Genomic DNA, 20,008 nt, shown 5'->3' on the forward strand with positions numbered 1-20,008 from the left:
CCAAAATATCTTGGGGGGAATGCGCGCGCCCCGCGCGCAGGGGGGCAACGCCCCCTATTCCGCCGCCATCCGCCGCGCTTCACTTGCCGCCAGGGGGAACACCTTGGCCGGGTTCAGCAACCAATCGGGGTCGAACACGTCCTTCACCGCCATCTGGATATCCAGGTCGTCCGGATCGAACTGATCGACCATCAGGTCGCGCTTTTCGATCCCCACCCCGTGTTCGCCGGTCAGGCAGCCACCCACCTCGACGCAGAGTTTCAGGATGTCGGCGCCGAAGCGTTCGCACAGTTCCAGGTCACCCGGCTTGTTGGCATCAAACAGGATCAGCGGGTGCATGTTGCCGTCGCCCGCGTGGAACACGTTGCCGACGCCCAGCCCGTATTGCTGGCTCATCTCGCCGATCCGGCGCAGCACGTAGGGCAGCTGGTTCACCGGAATGGTGCCGTCGAGGCACATGTAATCGTTGATCTGCCCCATCGCGCCGAAGGCCGATTTGCGGCCCAGCCAGATGCGGGCGCTTTCATCGGCATTGGTGCTTTCGCGCAGCTCCACCGGGTTATGCGACCGGGCGATGGCGAGGATCTTGTCGAGCTGTTCGGCAATCTCCTCCTCGCTGCCTTCGACCTCGACGATCAGCAGGGATTCGCAATCGGGATAACCGGCGCCGGCAAAGGCCTCGGTCGCGCGGATGACGGGGCGGTCCATGAATTCGATCGCCACCGGCAAAACGCCCGCCTTGATGATGTCGCTGACGCACTGGCCCGCGACCTCGTTTGAATCGAATCCCATCAGAACCGGCCGCGCCCCTTCGGGCTTGTGCAGGATGCGCAAGGTGGCCTCGGTCACCACGCCAAGCTGGCCTTCGGAACCGCAGACGACACCCAAAAGGTCAAGCCCCCCGGCATCCACATGCGCGCCACCCAGTTCCACCACCGTGCCATCCATCAGCACCATGGTCACGCCCATCAGGTTGTTGGTGGTCACGCCGTATTTCAGGCAATGAGCGCCGCCCGAATTCATCCCGACATTGCCCGCGATGGCGCAGGCCAGCTGCGAGGACGGATCGGGGGCATAGAAGAAATCGTTTTCTTCCACCGCGCCGGTGACGCTTAGGTTGGTGCGCCCGGTCTGGACCCGGATGAAACGGTTTTCGTAATCGGTTTCCAGAACCTCGTTCATCCGCGACACGCCAAGGATAACGCTGTCGGCGGTGGGCAGCGACCCGCCCGCCAGCGAGGTGCCCGCACCGCGCGGCACCACCGGCACGCCCATGTCGTGGCAGATCTTCATCACCGCAGCGACCTCTTCGGTGTTGGCGGGCAGAACGGCGGCCAGCGGCGGGCAGCGATAAGCGGTCAGCGCATCACATTCATAGGCGCGGGTTTCGGCCTCTTCATGGATCACCGCGTCCGTGGGCAGAACCTGCTGCAGACGTTTCACCAATAGCGATTTGCTGGCCAGAACACTGGCGTTGGGCTGGGGCATGTCCATGGGGGGCTCTCCTGGCAATTGGTAAAATAATATAACCAAAACGGCGGATGCCGCAATTCTTTTCCGCAGCCCTGTCCGCGGCCCTTGCCTAAAGGGGGCGGCGCGGGCAGTAAAGGGCCATGGATTGGGTCAAGATCATTCACATTCTTTGCGTCATGGGCTGGATGACCAGCATCTTCGCCGTGCCGCGCGCGCTGATCTACTGGAAGCGCGAATATGACAGGCTGGGCGAATTCGGCCCCCTTGGAGACCTGACGATTCGGCTTTACCGCTTTTCCGCCGGGCTGGCGGTGATCGCGCTGATCACCGGGCTGTGGCTGGCCTGGGGCTTGGATTTCCCCGCCTGGGTCTGGCTGAAGCTCGCCCTGGTGGCAGCGCTGGCGGCGCATTACGTCTGGACCGGCAAGCTGGTCATGGCGGCGCGCAAGGGCGTGTTCCGCGAAAGCGACCTGTTCCTGCGCATCTTCAACGAAGTCAGCGTTTTCGGCGCCATCGCGATCCTTTGGGTCGTGGTGGTGAAACCGTTCTGAGCCATGGCGATCACCGACCACCTGGCCCTGTTCGCCCCGCTGGATTTCGCCGCCGTCGGGCTGTTGTTCCTGACCTGGCTGGTGATCGGCTGGCTGATCCAGCATCCGGGCCGCAAGAAACCGTCGGTGTCGATCCTGATGGCACAATACCGGCGCGAATGGATGCGCCAGATGGTCACCCGGCAGCCGCGCATCTTCGATTCCCATACCCTGTCGACCCTGCGCCAAAGCACCTCGTTCTTTGCCTCTGCCTCGCTGATCGCCATCGGCGGGGCGCTGGCGGCGATCGGCAATGCCAGCCAGCTCGCCACCGTGGCCCAGGACCTGACGCTCAGCGCCGATCCCAGGATGGTCTGGGAAGTCAAACTGCTGATCACCCTGCTGCTGCTGACCGCCGCCTTCCTGAAATTCGTCTGGTCGCACCGGCTGTTCGGCTATTGCGCGGTGCTGATGGGGGCGGTGCCCAACGATCCCGAAGACCCGGTCGCCATGCCGCGCGCGTTAAAGGCGGCAGAGATCAACATCACCGCCGCGCGCAGCTACAACCAGGGCCTGCGGGCGATCTATTTCGCGCTGGCCAGCACTGCCTGGCTGCTTGGCGCGATACCGCTGATCGTCGCCACCCTGGTGACCTTCGCGATCCTGTGGCGGCGCGAATTCGCGTCGATGTCGCGCTCGGTCCTGGTGGGCAATGAGGACGGCATGGGGCACACGCCATCGTGACCGCGCCGCGCCCGTCCGGATGCTAAGCTGACCGCATGAAACGCATCCTGTTTCCCCTGTTCTGCATCGCCTTGTCCGCCGGCCCCGTGCTGGCCGATGACCCGCAGATCGTCGCGGTCGAAGCGGCGCGCGCGGGCATGGGGTGGCGCATCGACGTCACGCTGAGCCACCCCGATACCGGCTGGGATCATTACGCCGACGGCTGGGAGGTTCTGGATGAGAATGGCAACCGGCTGGGCATCCGCAAGCTGATGCATCCGCATGTGACCGAACAGCCCTTCACCCGGTCGCTGTTCGACGTGATGGTGCCCGACGGCACCCGCGAAGTGTATATCCGGGCCCGCTGTTCGGTATCAGGCTGGGGCAAGGACATGGTCGCGGTGCGGCTGGAACACTAGCGGCTCAGCGCCGGCCCTCGCGCAGCCAGGCGGCCAGGATCAGCCCCAGCGTCAGGATCAGCACCAGCCAGGGCGGCAGCAGCGGAATGCGGGTGACCGACCGGGTTTCGGACGCTTCGCGCGGGGTGATGCCGATCCACCCGCGCCCCGAGGCGGGACGGCCCGCGCGCACGTCGCGGATGCGCGGCACCCCGTCCGACAGATTCAGCACCCCGCCGCGCAGCGGATCGATCACCGGGCGCAGCACATCGCCCGTGGCGATAGTGGCCTCAAATTCGCGCGGCGCCGCCGGGCCCAGCCCGATCACCGTTTCGGCCTCGCCCTGTTTCAAACGATACAGCCCGATCTCGGCGCCCTTGTATTTCGCTTCGAACTGCCCCGGCGCGACCTGCCGCATCTCGAGCGTCACCGTGTCACCCGAGGGCGAGGTGACCTCGACCGGGCCGACGGTTTCTTCCAGCGTGCGGCGCAGGATGCGCATGTCCTGCCCGACGGCCGAGGCGGTCAGCACCTCTTCTTCCAGCGCCGGTTCCTTCATCATCCAATGGGCCAGCCGCCGCAGCAGTTCCAGCTGCGGCCCGCCGCCCTCGAACCCCCGCGCCCAGAGCCAGGCCTGATCCGACGCCAACAGCGCGATCCGCCCCTCGCCGACCCGGTTCAGGATCAACAGCGGCGCGTCTTCGGCACCGCTCATCACCACGGTGCCTTCCTGCGGCTCGACCTCGATCTGGCGCAGCCAGCGGCCCCAATCGCCCTGCCATTCGCCATGCAGCCCGGCGGTGACCGGGTGGCGTTCGCCCAGATCGGTGACCTCGGGGCGGTAGCCGCGTTCGATCACGCGCGCGGTGGGCCGCGCCGGCACCACCGTGGCAAGCGGCGAGCGGAACAGCGACGCGGCGCTGGCGAAATCGGGCCCGGCGGCGATCAGAACCGCGCCGCCGTCGCGCACGTAGCGGGCGACGTTTTCCAGGTAGAGCGACGGCAGGATGCCGCGCCGCTGGTAGCGATCGAAGATGATCAGGTCGAAATCGTCGATCTTTTCGAGGAACAGTTCGCGGGTCGGAAAGGCGATCAGCGACAGTTCCGCCACCGGCACGCCGTCCTGTTTTTCCGGCGGCCGCAGGATGGTGAAATGCACCAGGTCGACCGAACTGTCGGATTTCAGCAGGTTGCGCCAGGTGCGCCCGCCGGGATGCGGTTCGCCCGACACCAGCAGCACCCGCAAGCGGTCGCGCACGCCGTTGATCTGCACCAGCGCGGAATTGTTGCGATCGGTCAGTTCGCCCTCAATCGCGGGGGTCGAAATCTGGATCACGTTGCGGCCGCCATGCGGCAGGGTGATCGGCAATTCGAAACTGGCCCCCAGCGGCACCATCACCCGGGTCGGGTCCTGCCCGTCCAGCGCGATTTCAAGCGGCACCTCGAAGAGGCCGGGCGGGGCGTTGCCGGTATCCTCAATGCGGAATTTCAGCGTGACCGGTTCGCCCAGGATGCCAAAGGCCGGGGCGGCATCGACCACCAGCCTGCGGTCCCAATCCTCGGGCCGGCCGCTCAGCAGCAGGTGCATCGGCGCGGGCAGGTCGGGCAGCCGGTCCAGATCGTGCACCCGCCCGTCGCTGATCGCGACGATCCCGGCGATCCGGCCGCGCGGTTCCTGCGCCAAGGCCTCGTTCAGCGCGCCCAGCAGCAGGGTCCCGGCATTGTCCGGCCCGTCGCCGACCTCGACCCGGCGCACCTCGGTATTCGGGCGGGCGGTCAGCCGCGCCTCCAGCGCGTCGGCGGCGGCACGGCTTTGCGCGGCGCGGTCGGACAGGTTTTGACTGGCGGACTTGTCTTCCAGCAGCAGCACGATATCGCTCAGGCTATCGCGCTCTTCCTGCCGCAGGGACGGGCCGGTCAGCGCAGCGACGATCACCACGCCCGCCAGCAGCCGCAAGGCCCAGCCCGCCAGACCCCGCCAATAGGCCAGCCAGACCGCCACCAGCACCACCGCCCCCAGCACGGCCAGAACCGGCCAGGGCAGCAGCGGATCGAATGTGATTTCCCCGGTCATTGGCCCAACCTGTCAAGCAGCGCAGGCACATGGACCTGATCGGATTTGTAATTACCGGTCAGCACATGCATGACCAGGTTGACGCCGAAGCGATAGGCCAGTTCGCGCTGCCGTTCGCCGGAAAAGCCGCGCCCGACCGGGAAAAGCGGATTGCCCTCATCGTCGGTGGCCCAGGCCGCGGCCCAGTCGTTGCCGCCGATCACCACCGGCGTCACCCCGTCGTTGAGGTTGCGGAACGGCATGCCCTCGATCTTTTCGGCATCGGGCGGCGATGCTTCGACCCAGATGTCGCGGCCCGAAAACCGGCCAGGGAAATCCTGCAGCAGGTAGAAGGTGCGGGTCAGCACGTGATCGCCCGGCAAGGGTTCCAGCGGCGGGATCGCCAAAGGTTCGGCCAGTTGCCGCAGCTTGCGCCCGTTCGGGCTGGCCGCGCCAAAGCCCGCGATATCGGCATCGCGTGTGTCGAACAGGATCATCCCGCCGGTGCGCAGATAGGTGTTCAGTTTCTCATAGGCCGCGGCAGACGGCATCGGCTGATCCCCGGTGATCGGCCAGTAGAGCAGCGGGAAGAACGCCAATTCGTCGCGTTCCAGATCGACGCCCATCGGCGGGTTCGGTTCGACCGAGGTGCGGAAGAACAGCGTGTCGGACAGGCCCAGCATCCCGGCACGGGAGACATCGTCGACCGCGCGGTTGCCGGTGATGACATAGGCCAGCACCACCTCGGCGGTGGCGTTCAGCGCGAATTGATCGTCCTGCGCCCGCGCCTGGTAGGGCGTCAGGGACACGAGGCACAGCACCACGCCCAGGGCCGCCTGCCGTCCGCGCAGCGACAGCCGCCCCGACAACGCCAGCGCGGCCACCACATCAGCCAGCAGGATCAACAGCGCCAGCGCCAGAAGATACCCCGCCAGCGGCACCTGTTCGGGTCGGTCCAGTCCCGCCACGGCGACCGAGGCGGGCCAGGTCGCGGCGATCAACTCGCGGCCGGGTGTCATCACGTTGCGCGCCAGTCGGCGGGTTTCGCCCTCGTAAAGACCGGGGCGCAGATCGGGGCCCAGCGGCGCCTCCACCAAATCCTCACCCGCCACCCCGGCAAGGTTAGCGGCGTCCTGCATCCGGCCGAACCCGTCGAGGACGCGCAGCGGCTGCCACACCGATCCGGCCAGGTCCGCGGCTTCGGGCTGCCCGGTGACGGACGAAACCGCCAGACGGTCCAGCATCCGCACGAACAGCCCCGACAGCGGCAGGGTCGACCATTCGGCATTGGCGGACACATGGAACAGAACCACCCGTCCCTGCCCCAGCGATTTGGCGGTCACCAGCGGCGTGCCGTCGGTCAGTTCGGCGATCACCCGTTCGGCCAGCGACGGATCGGGCTGCGCCATCACCTGCGACGACACGGTGACGTCTTCGGGAATCGGCAGGCCGTAGAAGGGGCTTGTTTCGGCAAAGGGTGCCAGTGCCTTGGGTTCGCCCCAGCTCATCGCGCCGCCGACGCTGCGCCCTCCGGCGCGCAGCCGCACCGGCATCAGCGGGTGTTCGGCGCTACGGCTCAGATCGCTGGCGGCCAGGCGCGGCCCGGCGAAGCGCAGCAGCATGCCGCCCGCCTCGACCCAGTCCTGCAGCGCCCGTTCCTCGGCGGCGGGCAGGCCCGCGACATCGGCCAGAACAATCACGTCCGGATTGGCGGGCAGGATATCGGTCAGCGCCCCGTGCAGCAGGTCGGCGGAGGGTTCCAGCGCCTGTTGCAGGTAATGCAGCGGCGACAACAGCTCCAGCCCCTCGCGGTCGTCGCGCAGGGTGATCAGCGCCACTTCGCGGCGGCGCAGGCTGTCGTCGCTCAGCGCCACGGCGCCGGCGCTGCGCTGGCCCGCGATGTCGAAGCGGCTGACCCGCGCGCGCAGCTCGGCGGGCAGCGACAAGCGCGCCTCGCCACTTACCGCCCCGGCCTCGATCCGCAGCGGCAGGGTGGCCAGCACCCGCTCGGTCCCCGCCGGGTCGCGGCCATGGGCGCGCAGGTCCAGCGTCAGGTCGGATTGCGCCCGGCTGCGGGCGGCGGTCAGGACGATTTCGCCATCCTCGAAGGCGGGCGGCAGCAGCGCCACCGCGCCGCGCCCGTCCTCGAACACCTGCACCCGCCCGCGCTGCGCCAACGTATCGACCAGCCGGTCATGCCCGGCGAAATCCAACCCATCGGACATCCACACCGTGTCGAAATCGCCCGCGATGCCCTGTGTCAGCTCCAGCGCCTTGTCCGCCATCGCCCCGGTGGGTTCCCACGGCGCCGGTTGCAGCCCGGCCAGAAGCGGGCGCAGATTGCCTGCGGGCTGGAACAGCGGCGGCTGGGGATCGGTCAGGGTCAGCAAAGCGGCGGTGCGGCCGTCGCGATCGGCCTCGGCCAAGACCCGGTCGGCCAGCTCCACCCGCGCATCCCAGTCGCGCGCGCCCGCCCAGCCGCCATCCAACACCAGCAGCAACGGCCCGGATCGCGCCTGTTCGCCGCCTTCGGGGTTCAGCACCGGACCGGCCAGCCCGACGATCACCGCCGCCGCCGCCAGCATCCGCATCAGGATCAGCCACCAGGGCGTCTTGTCGGTGACGCTGTCATCATCCTTCAACCCCAGCAGCAGCACCACGCCGGGAAAGCGGCGGCGCAAAGGCGCAGGCGGCACCGCGCGCAGCAGCAGCCACAGGACCGGCAGCAGCACCAGCGCCCATAACAGGTAGGGCGCGGCGAAGCCGATCTGCGCCAGCCAGCCCATCACGCGGTGCCCCGGTTCAGCGCCTGCCACAGCCAGAGCAGCGCCACCTGCGCGCTGTCGCTGGTGTGATGGGTGTGGAATTGCCATCCGGTGGCGGTGCACAGATCGGCCAGCGCGGCCTTGCGCCGTTCCAGCCGCTTCAGATAGCGGTCGCGCAATTCGCCCGCCTTCAGCGTCTCATGGGAAACCGTGCCGCCGATGCTTTCGAAAATGGTGCGGCCCTGGAACGGAAACGCCTCCTCGGACGGGTCGAGGATTTGCAACAGGATGCCGCGCACGCCGCGATCGGCGGCCTTGGTCAGCGCCTCGCGCACCGCGTCGAGATCGCCCATGAAATCGGACAGGAAAACGGCCCGCGCCTGCGGGATCATCGCGCGGGCTTCGGGCACGCCGTAATCGGCATCGTCGTCCTGGGCAAAGATTTCGGCCAGCCGCAGGATTTGGTTGTTGCCCCGGCGCGGCGGCAGCAAGGTGCCGGTCAGCCCGACCCGTTCGCCCCCCCGCACCAGCAGGATCGCCACCGCCAGCGCCAGCAGCCGCGCGCGGTCGGCCTTTTCCGGCAGGTTCTTGTTCGAGGTGAACCGCATCGAGGCCGCCTGATCGACCCAGAGCATCACGCTTTGCGCGATCTGCCATTCGCGTTCGCGCACGAATTGAGTATCGCCGCGCGCCGAGCGCCGCCAATCGATCATCCGGCGCGAATCGCCCGGCTGCACCGGCCGGTATTGCCAGAAATCATCGCCCATCCCGGACCGCCGCCGCCCGTGTTCGCCCAGCAGCATGTTCCCGGCCAGATGTTCGGCCCGGGCCAGCAGGGGCGGCAGCAGCGCGGCCTGTTCTTCGGCCCGCGCCCGGAGGGGCGTTAAGGGTGTCAAGCGGCGGCCTCGATCCGGGTGGTGCGCGCCACGGTGGTTTCGATCAGCTCGGCCAGGCTGTCACCGCGCGCGCGCGCGGCGAAGTTCAGCGCCATCCGGTGGCTCAGCACCGGGCGGGCCATCGCGGCGACGTCTTCGACCGAGGGGGCCAGCCGCCCCTGCAGCATCGCCCGCGCCCGCACCGTCAGCATCAAGGCCTGCGCCGCGCGCGGCCCCGGGCCCCAGGCGACGGTCTGTTTCACCCGCTCATCCGCGGTTTCGTCATCGGGACGGAAGGCTCGGACCAGATCGAGGATCGCCTCGACCACACTATCGCCCACCGGCATCCGCCGCAGCAGGGTCTGGGCACGGATCAGTTCCTCGGCGGTGAAGACCTCATGCGCTTCCTCCTCGGCCACCCCGGTGGTGGCCAGAAGGATGTCGCGTTCGGTCTGCCGGTCGGGATAGGCCACGTCGATCTGCACCAGGAAGCGGTCGAGCTGCGCCTCGGGCAAAGGATAGGTGCCTTCCTGTTCGATCGGGTTCTGCGTCGCCAGCACGTGGAACGGTTCGCCCAGCACCCGGGTTTCGCCCGCCACGGTGATGTGATGTTCCTGCATCGCCTGCAGCAGCGCCGATTGCGTCCGCGGGCTGGCGCGGTTGATTTCGTCCGCCATCAAGAGCTGACAGAAAATCGGCCCGGGCACGAAGCGGAACGACCGGCGCCCCTCGGCATCGGTTTCCAGAACCTCGGAGCCAAGGATATCTGCCGGCATCAGGTCGGGGGTGAACTGGATACGGTTGCCGTGCAGCCCCATGACGGTACTCAACGTATCGACCAGCCGGGTCTTGCCCAATCCCGGCAGACCGATCAGCAGCGCGTGACCGCCGCACAGCAGCGCCGACAGGGTCAGGTCGACGACCTGTTCCTGACCGATGAACCGCCGGGTGATCGATGCCTTCGCCTCCGCCAGCTTGGATTCGAGCGCTTCGATTTCGGCCAGCAGGTCGGTGGCATCGGACATGGTCAAACTCCGCTGTGAACTATATTGGTAGAATTGAGTGTATCGCGCCAAACGCAAATGGCAAAAGCAATGAGCCAACAAATGTCCGTGAAACCGTCGACCGAAAGCCTGACCGCCGCCGCCCGCGCCGCTTCCAAGGGCAAGGGCCTGCCGCCTGTGCATTTGTGGAACCCGCCGTTCTGCGGTGATCTGGACATGCGTATCGCCCGTGATGGGACATGGTTTTATCTGGGCACCCCGATCGGGCGGCCCGAGCTCGTCCGCCTGTTTTCCACGATTCTGCGAAAGGACGATGACAGGTATTTCCTTGTCACCCCGGTGGAAAAGGTCGGCATCACGGTCGAGGACGCGCCCTTCGTGGCGGTGGATTTCGAGGCCGAGGGGGAAGGCCGCGACCAGGTGCTGCGCTTCACCACCAATGTGGGCGATCAAACCAAGGCCGGCCCCGACGCGCCGATCCGCGTGGTGCGCGACAGTGAGACCGGCGAACCTTCGCCCTATGTGCTGGTGCGCGCCAATCTTGAGGCGCTGATCGACCGCAAGAGCTTCTACCGGCTGGTCGATCTGGGCGCCCATCACGAGGTGGATGGCGAAAGCTGGTTCGGGCTGTGGTCGGGCGGCGCGTTCTTCCCGGTGATCCCGTCGGCCGAATTGCCGGACTGACCCCGCTTTCCACCGGCCCAAACCTTTTTAACTTCTCCTGAATACTGCTGACAGAATGCTGTCAGCAGCCTTGTGTCATACCCTCCTTGTCATTCACACAAGGAGTTCGCGCAATGACCCAACAGCCAATCGTCGTCTGGTCCGAAATCCCGGTTTCGGATATGCAGAAATCCATCGCCTTTTACGAAACCGTCTTCGGATACGACATGAAACTGGATGAAACCGGACCCAACCCCATCGCCGTTCTGGGCAGCGCATTGAATGCGGTGGGCGGGCATCTCTACCCGGGCAAGCCGGCCGAGGCCGGTCAGGGTCCGACCCTGCATCTGGCGGTGCCCGGCGCGCTGGAAGACGCCGCCACGCGCTGCGCTCAGGCGGGCGGCACCGTGTTGAGCGGACCGGTTGCGATCCCGCCCGGCCGCTTCGTCTACGCCCGGGACCCGGACGGCAATTCGCTGGGCCTGTTTGAACCGAAGGTGGCCTGATGCGCCGCGCCGACCGCCTGTTTCAGATCGTGCAATACCTGCGCGGCGGGCGGTTGGTGACGGCGGCGCAATTGGCCGAGAAACTGGAGGTCACGCCGCGGACCATCTACCGCGACGTGGCCGACCTGATCGGGTCGGGCGTGCCGATCGAAGGCGAGGCCGGGGTCGGGTACGTCATGCGTGACGGTTACGACCTGCCGCCGCTGATGTTTTCGTCGGACGAAATCGTGGCTCTTGTGGCCGGGGCGCGGATGATCCGCGCGTGGGGCGGCAGCTCGATGGCGACCGCGGCCGAGGAAGCGCTGGTCAAGATCAACGCGGTGCTGCCCGAGGCGGCCCGGTCAAGGGCCGAAGAGGTGCAGGTTCACGCCCTGGCGCTGCAGGACATGACCGACGCATTGCGCGACCGGATCGACCGCGTCGAGGCCGCCGCCAACAGCAATACAAGACTGCACATCGCCTATGAGGATGAAAGCGGCAACGCGACCAGCCGCAGCATCCTGCCGCTGGGGCTGTGGTTCTGGGGCAAGGTCTGGACCGTGGTCTGCTGGTGCGAGCTGCGCGAGGATTTCCGCATGTTCCGGCTCGACCGCATTCAAAGCTTCAGCGAAGGCGGTACATTCAAACCGCGCCCGGGCCAAACCCTGCGCGATTTCTACCGGCTGGAAGCCTACAAGCGCCGGTCTTAATCCTTCAGATCGATATTCCGCACCAGACCTTCCTGCGCGGTGCTGGCGACAAGCCGCCCGTCGCGGGTGAAGATCTGGCCGCGGTTGAAGCCGCGCGCGCCGCCGGCCCAGGGGCTGTCCATCGCGTAAAGCAGCCATTCGTCCATGCGGAAATCGTCATGGAACCACATCGCGTGGTCGAGGCTGGCGAATTGCATGTCGGGATCGACGAAGGCCTTGGCGAAGGGCAAAACGCAGGTGCCCAGCAGGCCATAATCCGAAGTATAGGCCAGCGCCGCGCGGTGCAGATCGGGATCGTCGCCGAAATCGCCGCGCACCCTGATCCACATGTTCTGGACCGGTTCCTGCTTTTCGCGGGTGAAGGGCGGGCGCAGCCCCACCGGGCGCATTTCGATCGGGCGCGGCATGTTCAGCCAGTTCAGGAACGCCTCGGGCAGATCGCCGCGCATCCGTTCGCCCAGTTCCTCGTCGCTTTCCAGCTCCTCGGGGGGGGGCACGTCGGGCATCTGCACCTGGTGCGACAGGCCCGGTTCGGTAACGTGGAAGGAGGCGGCAAGGTTCAGGATCGGCTTGCCCGACTGGATCGCCACCACCCGGCGGGTGGCGAAGCTGCGGCCGTCGCGGTCGCGTTCCACACGGTAGAGAACCGGCTTGGTCGCGTCGCCCGGGCGCATGAAATAGGCATGCAGAGAATGCACCGGGCGGTCCGGATCGGCGGTCCGGATCGCCGACATCAGCGCCTGGCCGATCACCTGGCCGCCAAAGGAGCGGCCCCGCCCCTGCGGCGTGGCGATGCCGCGAAAGAAATTGTCTTCGACGGTTTCGACCTCGAGAACGTCGTGAAGCCATTTGACCATATCGGTGCCGGTCTGTTCCGCCATCTTCTATCCCATCGCAGCCTGCGTTTCGTCCTAAACGACTGCAACGCGCGGAAAAGTGCAAGCTCTAACGGGACGTCACGACGCGGTGCCGTCGTCAGTGACCGATCAGCCGGGTGTCCGCACAGACCGATCCGAAGCTTTCCAGCTCCAGCACCGCATGGGCGATTCCGTGGCGGTCCTTCAGGGCCCGCTTGACCGCGATCTTGACCTCTTCGGCGTCGGTCGTGCCGTCCAGCACCACGTGGCTTTCCAGCGCGGTTTCGTGTTCCTGCATGCGCCAGACATGCAGGTGATGGATGTCGCCCACCCCATCGATCCCGCGCAAGGTCGCGGCGACCTCTTCCAGGTCGGTGTCTTCCGGCGCGCCCAGCATCAGGATGCGGATCACCGGCAGGATGCCCTGCCAGGAATGCCACAGGATGTAGCCCGAAATCAGCAGCGTCACGATCGGGTCGACCAGCCGCCAGTCATACAGCAGGATCAAGGTGCCGCCGACGATCACCGCCACCGATCCCATCGCATCGGCCAGATTGTGCAGGAAGGCCGCCCGCATATTCGCGCTGTCGCCGCTCAGCCGCCAGATCAGCAGCGCCGTGACGCTGTCGATCACCAAGGCGACGACGGCGACGATCACCACGATCCAGCCTTCGACCTCAGCCGGGTTGAACAGTCGCTGCACCCCTTCGGCCGCCAGGTAGAAGGCCACCACGATCAGCGTGGTGTAATTGATCAAGGCCGCCACCACCTCGGCCCGGCCATAGCCGAAGGTCATCGAGGCATCCGCCGGGCGCTTGCCGATGCGGCGGGCGAAGAAGGCGATGACCAGCGACAAGGCGTCGGACAGGTTGTGGATCGCATCGGCGATCAGCGCCAGCGATCCCGACACCACCCCCGCCACGATCTGCGCGAAGGTCAGCAGGATATTGACCGCCACCGCCCAGGCCACCCGCCGGTCGCCGCTGTCGAGATCGGGATGGTGGTGATGGTGCCCGTGGTGGTGATCATGCGGCATGTCGCGCCCTCAGCTTCGGGTCAGTTCCAGGAAGACGTCCTGAAGATCGGCCTCTTCGGTCTTCACGTCGCGGATGCGGATGCCAGCGTCGCGCACCGCCGCCAGCACCTGTTCGGCGCTGGTCTGATGCGCGTGGTAGCTCAGCGCCACGGCGCCGTCGGCGCGGGTTTCCACCGCGATGCCGGGGGCCTCGGGCAGGGTCGTCACCGCGTCTTCGGGGTGGATCACCATGGTCTTGGCGTCGATCCGGTTCAGCAAGTTGTCCTTGCTGTCGCGCGCCACCACCTCGCCCTGGTTGATGATGGCGATCTCGTCGCACATCTCCTCCGCCTCTTCGAGGTAATGGGTGGTCAGGATGATGGTCATGCCCTCATCGTTCAGCTTGCGCACATTCGACCACAGCATCTGGCGCAGCTCGATATCGACGCCGGCGGTGGGTTCGTCCAGCACCAGCACATGCGGCGCATGCACCAGGGCCTTGCCCAACAAAAGCCGCCGCCGCATCCCGCCCGACAGGGTGCGGGCATAGGCATCGGCCTTGTCCTCTAGCCCGATCAGCTTGAGGATCTCGTCGGTCCGCCGCTGTGCCTTGGGCACCGCATAAAGCCCCGCCTGCACCTCCAGCGCCGCGCGCGCGGTGAAAAACGCATCCAGGTTCAGTTCCTGCGGCATTACCCCGATCGAGGCGCGGCTTTGCCGCGGGTTCACGTCCTGATCGAAGCCCCAGATATTCACCTGCCCCGCGGTTTTCACCACCAGACCGGCCAGGATATTGATCAGCGTCGACTTGCCCGCCCCGTTCGGGCCCAGCAGCCCGAACACCGATCCCTGCGGGATATCCAGGTCGATGCCCTTCAACGCATGCTTTTCCGGCTGTCCCTTGGCGCCGCGATAGGTCTTGCGCAGACCGCGGATTTCGATGGCATTGCTGCCCATGGCACTACTTGCCCCCGGCTTTATGATCGCTCATAACAGCACCTAGATCATGTGCAGCCAAAAGGAAACGTCCCGGATGACGACCCAAGCGCCAGAAATCAAGATTGTCGAGAGCTCCAAGATTGCCTGCGACGGCGGCGAAGGCGTCCTGGGCCACCCCCGCGTCTGGCTGCACATCCCGGAAGAAACCGGTTACATCGAATGCCCCTATTGCGATGCGAAATACATCCTGAAGGGATCGGCGGCTGATCAGAACGGCTGACCCCGGACGGGTCGCAGTCGCGACACCGGCGGAATTCTGAGTATTTTTAGAACGATGAAAGGGCTGGGCGGATTGCCGTCTGGCCCAATGGGTTTCGGCATGGCATGAAAGGCCACGCGCAACAGAACCGGGGGAAAGAGCATGACATTCGGCAAGGGCTGCCACCTGCACCTGATCGACGGATCGGCCTTCATCTTCCGCGCCTATCACGCGCTGCCGCCGCTGACGCGGAAATCCGACGGCCTGCCGATCGGCGCGGTGGCGGGGTTCTGCAACATGCTGCAGCGCTATATCGACGGCAATAACGGCTCCGACGCCGCGACCCATGTGGCGGTGATCTTCGACTATTCCGGCAAGAGCTTCCGCAACGACCTTTACGACCAGTACAAGGCCAACCGCCCGCCCGCGCCCGAGGACCTGGTGCCGCAATTCCCGCTGACCCGCGAAGCCACCCGCGCCTTCAACATCGCCTGCGAGGAAATCGAAGGCTACGAGGCCGACGACATCATCGCCACGCTGGCGCATCAGGCGCGCGACGCGGGCGGCCGCGTCACCATCGTGAGTTCCGACAAGGACCTGATGCAGCTGGTCGGCGACGGCGTCGAAATGCTCGACCCGATGAAGAACAAGCGGATCGACCGCGAGGGCGTGATGGAAAAATTCGGCGTCGGCCCGGAACGGGTTGTCGACGTGCAGGCGCTTGCCGGCGACAGCGTCGACAACGTGCCCGGCGCGCCCGGCATCGGGGTGAAGACCGCCGCGTTGCTGATCAACGAATACGGATCGCTCGAGGAACTGTTGGACCGGGCCGAGGAAATCAAGCAGCCCAAGCGGCGCCAGACCCTGATCGAAAAGCGCGACCAGATCGAGATGTCGAAGAAGCTGGTGCAGCTCGATTGCCACATGGAGCTCGACTTCACGCTGGACGATCTGGAAGTGCGCGATCCCGATCCCGAGGTCCTGATGCATTTCCTGGCCGAGATGGAATTCCGCACCCTGACCAAGCGGATCGCCGATCAGATCGGAGTCGAACCGCCCGCGATCAAGGACACCGACCCGCGCGGCGCCGAACCGGGCGAAGCCGATACACCCGAGGAACTGCCCTTCAAACCCGAGGACTATGAATGCGTGCGCGACGCCGCCGCGCTGGCGGGCTGGATCGCGCAGGCGCGCGAACGCGGCTACGTGGCGGTGGACACCGAAACGACGGGGCTGGACGAAATGCGCGCCGATCTGGTCGGCATTTCGCTGTGCATCGAGCCGGGCAAGGCCTGCTATATTCCGCTGGCGCACAAGGACGGGGCGGATGACCTCTTTGGCTCCGACAACCTGGCCGAGGGGCAGATGCCGCTGGACGAGGCGCTGGACCTGCTGAAACCGGTCCTGGAGGACGAAAGCGTCCTGAAGATCGGCCAGAACATGAAATACGACGCCAAGATCTTCGCCCGCTACGGGGTGGATGTGGCGCCGATCGACGACACGATGCTGATGTCCTACGCGATGAATGCGGGGCTGCACGGCCACGGCATGGACACGCTGTCGGAACGCTACCTGGGCCACACGCCGATCCCGATCAAATCGCTGCTGGGATCGGGCAAGTCGCAGATCACCTTCGACCGGGTGCCGGTGGATGACGCGGTGAAATACGCCGCCGAAGACGCCGATATCACCCTGCGCCTGTGGCAGCTGTTCAAGCCGCAGCTGCACCAGACCCGCGTCACCACCGTCTACGAGACGCTGGAACGCCCGCTGGTGCCGGTGCTGGCGCGGATGGAAATGGACGGGATCAAGGTCGACCGCGATACGCTGTCGCGCATGTCCAACGCCTTCGCCCAGAAAATGGCCGGGTTCGAGGCCGAGCTTTACGAACTCGCGGGCCACGAATTCAACGTCCAGTCCCCCGCCCAGGTCGGCGCGATCCTGTTCGAGGAAATGGGGCTGGAAGGCGGCAAGAAGACCAAGACCGGTCAATGGTCGACCCCGGCGGATGTGCTGGAGGACCTCGCCACCGAACACGATTTCGCCGCCCGCGTGCTGGATTACCGCCAGCTGCAGAAGCTGAAATCGACCTATACCGACGCGCTGCAGGATCACATCCACCCCGAAACGGGCCGCGTTCACACTTCCTACCTGCAAAGCGGCGCCAACACCGGCCGGCTGTCCTCGAACGATCCGAACCTGCAGAACATCCCTGTCAGGTCCGAGGAAGGCCGCCGCATCCGCGAAGCCTTCGTCGCGGACGAAGGCAAGGTGCTGCTGTCGCTCGACTACAGCCAGATCGAGCTGCGGATCCTGGCCGAAATCGCCGGGATCGACGCGCTGAAACAGGCGTTCAAGGACGGGCTCGACATCCACGCGATGACCGCTTCGGAAATGTTCGATGTGCCGCTGGGTGAAATGACGCCGGAGATTCGCCGCCGCGCCAAGGCGATCAATTTCGGCGTGATCTACGGCATTTCCGCCTTCGGGCTCGCACGTAACCTGCGCATCCCCCGCGCCGAAGCGCAGGACTTCATCACCCGCTATTTCGAACGCTTCCCCGGCATCCGCACCTACATGGACGAAACCAAGGAATTCGCCAAGGAACATGGGTTCGTGAAAACCCTGTTCGGGCGCAAGATCAACACGCCGGAAATCACCGCCAAGGGCCCGCGCGCCGGTTTCGCCCAACGCGCGGCGATCAACGCGCCGATCCAGGGCACCGCGGCCGACGTGATCCGCCGCGCGATGATCCGGATGCCCGCCGCCATCGAAGGCCTGCCCGCAAAGATGCTGCTGCAGGTGCATGACGAATTGCTGTTCGAAGTGGACGCCGACCGCGCCGAGGACGTGATCGCCCGCGCCCGCGAGGTAATGGAAAGCGCCGCCGCCCCCGCCGTGCACCTGTCGGTGCCGCTGACCGTGGATGCCGGCCAGGGCGCCAACTGGGCCGAGGCGCATTGAGAATGAGCGCGCCTTTGGCGCGCGCTTGATGTCTCACGAATTTGCCTACGCCAAATTCGCTCGGAATTTCCGCCTCCGGCGGGAGTATTTGGACCAAGAAGAAACCTAAAAGACGTACGAAGACGCCCTAGCGTTTCTTCTTGGCGACAATACTCCGGGGGATTGGGGGCTGGCCCCCAATCCCGCATATCAGGCCGGTTGCAACATCCGGCCCAGCCGGCGCCCGCCCAGCACATGCACATGCAGATGCGGCACTTCCTGCACGCCGTTTTCGCCGGAATTGGAAATCAGCCGGAATCCGTCGCCGATTTCGCCCGCCTGCACCCCGGCGATCTTGCACACCTCGCCCACCGCGCGGGTGAAGCCGATGATTTCTTCGTCCGAGGCTTCCAGCGCAAAATGGTCGTAGCAGACATAGGGCCCCTTGGGGATCACCAGGATATGCACCGGCGCCTGCGGCTGGATGTCGTGGAAGGCCAGCGCGTGCTCGGTTTCCAGCACCGTGTTGTTGGGGATCTCGCCGCGCAGGATCTTGGCGAAGATATTCTGGTCGTCATAAGCGTAACTCATCGGTCCCCTCAGTCAGCAAACAAATAGTCTATTCCGACGATTTCTTGCGCCTTGTCCTCGGAAATGGCAAGGAACTGCGCCACTTCACTGGCATTTTCCTCCGTCCGGCCGGATTCCCGGATGCGGTGGTGATTGGCGAAATTGGCATCGCGGATGCGGTCGGTTTCGAACGCCATGTCGTGTCGGATGGTGGGCAGCAGCCGTTCCAGCGTTTCGGGCGGCGTCTGTTCCCCGGCCAGGCCGATCCGGGTGGCGTGGCCGACCAGGAAGTCGTCGCTGAACTCCACCTCGACCTCCAAGAGCTTGGTGGTCGACCGGTCGCCGCAGAAATCCTGCAGCAGGTCCAGCGCGCCGGGATCGAGGCAGATGATCAGCCGGTCGGTGGAATAATAATCGAACAGCATCCGCATCAGCGCGCGACGGTGGCGGTGGCGCTTGCCGATAGTTTTCTGGATGCCGCCCAGATCGGGCAGCGGCGTCGATTCCTCGTTGAACAGGTATTCGATCGCCGGGATATCGGTCGCCTTGCGGATCTGTTCCAGCAGCCGCTTGGCCACGTGCCATTTCTTGCACACCACGATGAGCAATTCGCGTTCGCGGCCCAGCGAGCTTTCGGTTTCCCAGAACCGCATCCCGAAGCGCCGCCCGATCCGGCCCCGCCCGGTGAGGAACTTGTACAGGCTGCGGCCCTCGTTGGAGATCTTGAATTCGACCCCCTCGGCGGCATAGAGCGCGCCCAGCCGCGCCTTCAACTCGCGCGCCTCGGGGCTGATCTTGCGGGCAAACAGGAAATCCTGGCTGAGCAGCAGGTCGTAGTGATCGTTGTAGAAGGTCACCGGCATGCCGTAGTCGGAAAACATCAGGAAGGTCAGCGTGCGGCTTTCGATTTCCTCCTCCGGCACGATGTGGCGCACCAGCGTCTGGAAAAAGGTCTCATCGGGAATCCAGGTGGTGCGGAAGAACCGCATCACGTCCTTGCGCGCCCGGGTGAAATCCATGATCCATTCGATGGTGCGGCGGCGCAGGCACCACCACTGGCTGCCGATCTGGATCTGCAGGTCCTGCGGGATTTCGCGTTCCAGCCCCAGCTTCTTCTGCAGGTTCAGCGCCCCGTAATAGCGCTTGGGCTGGGTCCGTTCGTTGAAGAAGTGGCGATAGATCAGCCGGCCTTCCTTCATCCCGGTCTTGATCCAGTCGCTGTCGAAGAAATCGAAGCTTTCGATGAAATCGCGGTCGTTATCGTCAAGGAAGTCATGCGAATACTGCGCCGATTTGATCGCCATGCAATCGCCCGACAGCATGTAGAAATGGGTGGCGCTCGGGAACGCCACCAGCGCCGCGTCGATCGCGTTCAGCGTCGCCTGCACCAGGGACCATTCGCCCCAGCCGCATTTGATCCGCTTGCGCGCGAAGGTGACGTTGGGATTGTCCTGCAGCGCTTCCTTGATCTGGCGGAAATGATCCGGGTTGGCGCGGGCGTCGAAGTGAATCGACATGTAATCGCCCGCCGCGGTGAGCCGTTCGGCCTGGGAAATGATGGCCTCCGGGTCCTTATGGCACAGAAGGATGAACGCGATTCTTGCCATCTATGGAAACGAAAGCCCCTGTTTTCCGTGATTGTTTACATAGATACGGCCGATCGAAGATTGAATAAACCGGGTTTCTTTGGTTTTTCTAAACAAAAGCAAAGCCCCTTCGTTGCAGGGGGACATAACCGGAGGCATA

General features: G+C 65.4%; 18 protein-coding genes. 8 read left to right on the plus strand and 10 right to left on the minus strand.

What is annotated here, in order from left to right; translation table 11 throughout:
- Positions 1-54: 54 nt before the first annotated feature.
- Entirely contained in the window at positions 55-1,494 is a 1,440-nt protein-coding gene (locus GR167_RS07230; RefSeq protein ID WP_160972801.1) for an FAD-linked oxidase C-terminal domain-containing protein, read from the minus strand.
- A gap of 119 nt (positions 1,495-1,613) precedes the next feature.
- On the opposite strand from GR167_RS07230, the gene GR167_RS07235 reads away from it, so the two are divergent.
- The 3 genes from GR167_RS07235 to GR167_RS07245 are packed head-to-tail and all read left to right on the plus strand — an operon-like array spanning position 1,614 to position 3,145.
- Entirely contained in the window at positions 1,614-2,024 is a 411-nt protein-coding gene (locus GR167_RS07235) for a CopD family protein (protein WP_160972802.1), read from the plus strand.
- A 3-nt stretch (positions 2,025-2,027) separates the two neighbouring features.
- Positions 2,028-2,747, plus strand: a complete 720-nt coding sequence (locus GR167_RS07240) for a DUF599 domain-containing protein (RefSeq protein WP_160972803.1) — start codon at positions 2,028-2,030, stop codon at positions 2,745-2,747.
- Between the two features lie 35 nt (positions 2,748-2,782).
- A complete protein-coding gene (locus GR167_RS07245) occupies positions 2,783-3,145 on the plus strand; it encodes a hypothetical protein (RefSeq protein ID WP_160972804.1) in 363 nt (120 codons plus the stop codon).
- 4 nt (positions 3,146-3,149) lie between these two features.
- On the opposite strand, the gene GR167_RS07250 is transcribed toward GR167_RS07245, so the two are convergent.
- From GR167_RS07250 to GR167_RS07265, 4 genes are read right to left on the minus strand one after another with little or no spacing between them, the layout of a single operon-like run.
- Positions 3,150-5,198 (minus strand): hypothetical protein, encoded by a 2,049-nt coding sequence (locus GR167_RS07250; protein ID WP_160972805.1) that lies wholly within the window; start codon positions 5,196-5,198, stop codon positions 3,150-3,152.
- A complete protein-coding gene (locus tag GR167_RS07255) occupies positions 5,195-7,963 on the minus strand; it encodes a DUF4159 domain-containing protein (RefSeq protein ID WP_160973376.1) in 2,769 nt (922 codons plus the stop codon). The genes GR167_RS07250 and GR167_RS07255 overlap by 4 nt, the downstream gene beginning before the upstream one ends.
- Complete coding sequence (locus tag GR167_RS07260) at positions 7,963-8,838, minus strand: DUF58 domain-containing protein (RefSeq protein ID WP_235915878.1); 876 nt, start codon at positions 8,836-8,838, stop codon at positions 7,963-7,965. The genes GR167_RS07255 and GR167_RS07260 overlap by 1 nt, the downstream gene beginning before the upstream one ends.
- The gene (locus GR167_RS07265; RefSeq protein ID WP_160972806.1) at positions 8,835-9,842 is read right to left on the minus strand and encodes an AAA family ATPase; all 1,008 of its coding nucleotides are present in this window, start codon (positions 9,840-9,842) and stop codon (positions 8,835-8,837) included. The genes GR167_RS07260 and GR167_RS07265 overlap by 4 nt, the downstream gene beginning before the upstream one ends.
- 69 nt (positions 9,843-9,911) lie before the next feature.
- Between GR167_RS07265 and GR167_RS07270 the strand changes: the two genes are divergently transcribed.
- The 3 genes from GR167_RS07270 to GR167_RS07280 all read left to right on the plus strand — a co-directional run bounded on the left by GR167_RS07270 (position 9,912) and on the right by GR167_RS07280 (position 11,679).
- Positions 9,912-10,505: a DUF1285 domain-containing protein gene (locus GR167_RS07270; RefSeq protein WP_160972807.1), complete on the plus strand. Its 594-nt coding sequence runs from the start codon at positions 9,912-9,914 to the stop codon at positions 10,503-10,505.
- 113 nt (positions 10,506-10,618) lie between these two features.
- A complete protein-coding gene (locus GR167_RS07275; RefSeq protein ID WP_160972808.1) occupies positions 10,619-10,990 on the plus strand; it encodes a VOC family protein in 372 nt (123 codons plus the stop codon).
- Positions 10,990-11,679: a helix-turn-helix transcriptional regulator gene (locus GR167_RS07280; protein ID WP_160972809.1), complete on the plus strand. Its 690-nt coding sequence runs from the start codon at positions 10,990-10,992 to the stop codon at positions 11,677-11,679. The genes GR167_RS07275 and GR167_RS07280 overlap by 1 nt, the downstream gene beginning before the upstream one ends.
- On the opposite strand, the gene GR167_RS07285 is transcribed toward GR167_RS07280, so the two are convergent.
- From GR167_RS07285 to GR167_RS07295, 3 genes are all read right to left on the minus strand, one after another.
- Positions 11,676-12,560, minus strand: a complete 885-nt coding sequence (locus tag GR167_RS07285) for an acyl-CoA thioesterase (protein WP_160972810.1) — start codon at positions 12,558-12,560, stop codon at positions 11,676-11,678. The two genes, GR167_RS07280 and GR167_RS07285, sit on opposite strands and share 4 nt — an antisense overlap.
- Positions 12,561-12,654: 94 nt before the next feature.
- Positions 12,655-13,572, minus strand: coding sequence for a cation diffusion facilitator family transporter (locus GR167_RS07290; RefSeq protein ID WP_160972811.1), 918 nt, complete (start codon positions 13,570-13,572; stop codon positions 12,655-12,657).
- 9 nt (positions 13,573-13,581) lie between these two features.
- Entirely contained in the window at positions 13,582-14,508 is a 927-nt protein-coding gene (locus GR167_RS07295) for an ABC transporter ATP-binding protein (protein ID WP_160972812.1), read from the minus strand.
- A gap of 76 nt (positions 14,509-14,584) precedes the next feature.
- Here GR167_RS07295 and GR167_RS07300 point away from each other — a divergent pair, with 76 nt between their 5' ends.
- Both GR167_RS07300 and polA read left to right on the plus strand, forming a co-directional pair.
- Complete coding sequence (locus tag GR167_RS07300) at positions 14,585-14,770, plus strand: zinc-finger domain-containing protein (protein ID WP_160972813.1); 186 nt, start codon at positions 14,585-14,587, stop codon at positions 14,768-14,770.
- A gap of 141 nt (positions 14,771-14,911) precedes the next feature.
- Entirely contained in the window at positions 14,912-17,713 is a 2,802-nt protein-coding gene (gene polA, locus GR167_RS07305; protein ID WP_160972814.1) for a DNA polymerase I, read from the plus strand.
- A 189-nt stretch (positions 17,714-17,902) separates the two neighbouring features.
- Here polA and GR167_RS07310 read toward each other — a convergent pair whose 3' ends face one another.
- Together GR167_RS07310 and GR167_RS07315 are read right to left on the minus strand one after the other, a co-directional pair.
- Positions 17,903-18,283, minus strand: a complete 381-nt coding sequence (locus GR167_RS07310) for a histidine triad nucleotide-binding protein (RefSeq protein ID WP_160972815.1) — start codon at positions 18,281-18,283, stop codon at positions 17,903-17,905.
- An 8-nt stretch (positions 18,284-18,291) separates the two neighbouring features.
- Positions 18,292-19,869, minus strand: a complete 1,578-nt coding sequence (locus GR167_RS07315; protein WP_160972816.1) for a DUF5928 domain-containing protein — start codon at positions 19,867-19,869, stop codon at positions 18,292-18,294.
- Between the last annotated feature and the right edge of the window lie 139 nt (positions 19,870-20,008).

The organism is Thalassovita mangrovi (assembly GCF_009857745.1).
Taxonomy (GTDB): domain Bacteria; phylum Pseudomonadota; class Alphaproteobacteria; order Rhodobacterales; family Rhodobacteraceae; genus Thalassobius; species Thalassobius mangrovi.